The following is a 3,937-nucleotide window of genomic DNA, read 5'->3' as shown; positions in this document are numbered from 1 at the left end:
ATGTCGAGCACCTATCGCTACCAGATCCCGGTCGAGCAGACGCAGTGGAAGTTCGAGGGGCAGACCGAGACCATCCTCAACTGGGAATACGAGGACGGGCACGCGAAACTCCTGGCCCTCTACGACAAGGGCAAGAAGCAGCAGTGGGACGCCGCCACGCGCATCGACTGGTCCCAGGACCTCGACCCCGAGAATCCGATGATGCTGGATGACCGCTCGGTGCCGATCTGGGGTTCGCCCGTCTGGGACCGGCTCACGGCGAAGGAGCGGATCCGCGTCCGCCACAACCTCCAGGCCCAGACGCTCTCGCAGTTCATGCACGGTGAGCAGGGCGCGCTCATCGCCACGGCCAAGATCGTCCAGACGGTGCCCGGCGTCGACGCCAAGTTCTACGCGGCGACCCAGGTCATGGACGAGGCGCGCCACGTCGAAGCGTACGCACGGCTCCTGCACCAGAAGTTCGAGCTGGCCTATCCGATCACGCCCGGCCTCAAGACCCTCCTCGAGCAGACGATCAGCGACCGCCGCTGGGACATGACCTACCTCGGCATGCAGATCCTGATCGAGGGCCTGGCGCTCGCGGCCTTCCAGCGGATCCGCGACACGGCGAAGAACCCTCTCGCGGCGGCCGTCAACGCCTACGTCATGCAGGACGAGGCCCGCCACGTCGCCTTCGGCCGCCTGGCCTTGCGCGACTACTACCCGAACCTCTCGGACGGGGAGCGCGACGAGCGCGAGGAGTTCGTGGTCGAGGCCTGCTACCACATGCGCGACCGCTTCAACCAGCGCGAGGTGTGGGAGACCCTCGGGCTTCCGGTGGAAGAGTGCATCCAGGCAACGCTCCAGTCGGACCAGATGAGGCAGTTCCGGACGCGCCTCTTCACCCGCATCGTGCCGACCGTCAAGGACATCGGCCTCTGGGGCCAGCGCGTCCAGAAGGCCTACGCCGACATGGGCGTGCTGGACTTCGCCACGATCGACGCGGAGGCGCTCCTCGAGAACGACGCGAAGGTCGCCGAGGAGTTCGACGCCCGCCGGCGTTGACACGGGGATTGGCGCTCGGCGTGGTGCTGGCTCTCCTGCCGGGCCCCGCCGCCGCCGACGGCATCATGCTCATCCAGGCCGGTGCCTTCTGGATGGGCAGCGACACCGATGAGCCGAACGAGGCGCCGCTCCACCGCGTGTACGTCCGGGACTTCTGGATCGACCGTCACAAAGTGACCAGCGCCGAGTTCGTCCGGTTCCTCAACGCCCGGGGCGCCAAGAGCCCCGAAGGCGAGGACTACTTCGACTGGGACGATGCGGACGTGCGAATCCACGGGCAGCGACGCGGGGGGCCGGGACGCGGACCCGCGGGTCCCTACGCGGCCGATCCCGGCTTCGAGAATCACCCGGCCGTGGAAGTGAGCTGGTTCGGCGCGCGGGACTACTGCCTCTGGAAGAGTCTGCGCCTGCCGACGGAAGCCGAGTGGGAGAAGGCGGCGCGCGGCCCGGACAAGCGCCGCTACCCGTGGGGCGACGCGGCGCCGACGCCCGCTCGCGCGATCTACGGCCGCGCGTACAACGCGACGGCGCCCGTCAGCGCGACGACACCCGGAGGCGAGAGCCCGGATCGCGTCCAGGACATGCTGGGCAACGTGAGAGAGTGGACGGCGAGCGAGTACCGCCCCTACCCGTACGTGGCGGGTGACGGGCGCGAGGCCGCCGGGCGCTTCGCCCGCCGCGTCGTGCGCGGAGCGAGCCACGACGATCCGCTCGAGACGCTGCGCGTGACGTTCCGCCGCCATTACGAGTACAGGGGCGTGGCCCGCGGCCACCACTTCATCGGGTTCCGCTGTGCCACGTCGGAGGACTTGGGGGAGATGGCCAAATGAAGGGTCTGATCATGGACTACCCGCTGACGCTCACGCAGTTCTTCGAGCGGGCGCGCAAGATCTTCCACCGGAAGACCATGGCCACGCGGGTGCCAGGGCTGGGGCTCCAGCGCTACACCTACGGCGACTACGCGGACCGCGTCTGCCGGCTCTCGGCGGCGCTCGCGGGCCTCGGCCTCAAGAAGGGCGACCGGGTCGGGACGTTCGCGTGGAACTCGCACCGGCACATGGAGATCTACTTCGCCGCGCCCTTGATGGGCATGGTCCTGCACACCGTCAACATCCGTCTCTCGGCCCAGGACCTGACCTACATCATCAACCACGCCGAGGACCAAGTCCTGATCGTGGACGCGAGCCTCTGGCACCTCCTCGAGCCCATCCGCAAGGACCTCAAGAGCGTCAAGCACGTGATCGTCATGAAGGACTCGCCGACCGCCGAGATCCCCGCGGGCGCGCTCGACTTCGAGGCGCTGGTGGCCGACGCGAACCCGATTGAGGCCTGGCCGAAGCTGGACGAGACCGACGCCGCGGGCATGTGCTACACCTCGGGCACCACGGGGCACCCCAAGGGCGTGGTCTACACCCACCGCGGGGTCTATCTCCACTGCTTCGCCTCGTCCACGGTGGACGTGCTCGGCATCTGCGAGCGCGACGTGATCCTCCACATCGTGCCCATGTTCCACGCCAACGCCTGGTGCGTGCCCTTCGCCGGCGTGATGAACGGCTCCACGCAGATCTTCGGCGGCCCCAACCCCCAGCCGCGCGACATCATCGAGATCGTCCACAACGAGCGCGTGACGCTGGTCGGAGCCGTGCCCACGGTGTGGATCGCCATCCAGGCCATCCTCGAGAAGGAGCCGCAGTGGGACATCTCGTCCATCCGCTGCATCCCCATCGGCGGCTCGGCGGCGCCCAAGAGCCTCATCGAGCTCTTCGACAAGAAGTACGGCGCCTACATGCTCCACGCCTGGGGCATGACCGAGATGTCGCCGCTCGGGACCGTGTGCCGCCCGCGCTCCTACGCGGACAGCCTGCCCGAGGAGGAGCGCTACAACATCCGCGCCAAGCAGGGCGCGATCGTGGCGGGCGTGGACATGCGGATCGTCGACGATTCCGGCAAAGTCCAGCCATGGGACGGTGCGAGCGTGGGCGAGATCCACGTGCGCGGGCCGTGGATCACCAGCGGCTACTACAACAACCCGGCCGGCGCCGCGCAGTTCACGGAGGACGGCTGGTTCCGCACCGGCGACGTGGCCAGCATCGACTCCGAGGGCTACGTGCAGATCACCGACCGGACCAAGGACCTGATCAAGTCGGGCGGCGAGTGGATCTCGAGCGTGGACATGGAGACCGCGATCATGGACCACCCGAAGGTCCTCGAGGCCGCCGTCATCGCGGTGCCCCACGAGCGCTGGCAGGAGCGGCCGCTCGCCTGCGTCGTCCCCAAGCCGGAGTTCAAGGACAAGCTGACCGAGAAGGAAATCCTCGACCACCTCACGCCGCGTGTCGCCAAGTGGTGGCTGCCCGACGAGGTCGTCTTCATCGACGCCGTGCCCAAGACCTCCGTCGGCAAGTTCGACAAGAAGGTCCTGCGCGAGCGCTTCAAGGGCTGGAAGCCGAAGGCGTGAGCGATCGGCACCACGGCGCGCGGGCGGTCGCCACCCTCGTCGCGCTCGCCATCATGACGGCGCCCGCGCCTGCCCGCGCGTCATGCAGAGCATCCAGCGTGCCGCCTGACGCGCCCATGGCGCTGGTGCTCTCGGGCGGCGGCGCCAAGGGCGCTTACGAGGCTGGCGTTGCCGCCGCCCTGGTCGAGCGCGGGCTGCCCATCCGGCTCGTCGCCGGCTCTTCCGCCGGCGCGCTCAATGCAGCCATGATCGCCAGCGGCCGGGCCGATCGGCTCGAGACGATGTGGCGCACGGTGACGCGCGAGCAGGTCTACACGCTGCGCGGGCCGGTAATTTTCGCGGGCTTTCTGCCCGGCTGGCTCACCCTGCTCGTCCTGAACGAGACCAGCGCGCTCTTCGATCCGGCGCCCCTGCGGGATCTGATCGCCGCCTCGG

At 68.7% G+C, this 3,937-nt stretch carries 4 protein-coding genes; all 4 read left to right on the top strand.

The features are described from left to right. Positions 1–1,044: diiron oxygenase (locus VGV06_12495; GenBank protein HEV2055971.1), on the top strand; the 1,044-nt coding region annotated here is incomplete at its 5' end. After that, entirely contained in the window at positions 1,041–1,874 is an 834-nt protein-coding gene (locus VGV06_12490; protein ID HEV2055970.1) for an SUMF1/EgtB/PvdO family nonheme iron enzyme, read from the top strand. The genes VGV06_12495 and VGV06_12490, both read left to right, overlap by 4 nt. After that, positions 1,871–3,502, top strand: coding sequence for a long-chain fatty acid--CoA ligase (locus VGV06_12485; GenBank protein ID HEV2055969.1), 1,632 nt, complete (start codon positions 1,871–1,873; stop codon positions 3,500–3,502). Before VGV06_12490 ends, VGV06_12485 begins: the two co-directional genes overlap by 4 nt. Further along, positions 3,499–3,937: patatin-like phospholipase family protein (locus VGV06_12480; protein ID HEV2055968.1), on the top strand; the 439-nt coding region annotated here is incomplete at its 3' end. The genes VGV06_12485 and VGV06_12480, both read left to right, overlap by 4 nt.

The sequence above is a fragment of the Candidatus Methylomirabilota bacterium genome (assembly GCA_035936835.1).
Taxonomy (GTDB): Bacteria; Methylomirabilota; Methylomirabilia; order Rokubacteriales; family CSP1-6; genus AR37.
Note: the sequence above shows the minus strand (reverse complement) of the source record. Positions and strands in the feature narration are given on the sequence as shown.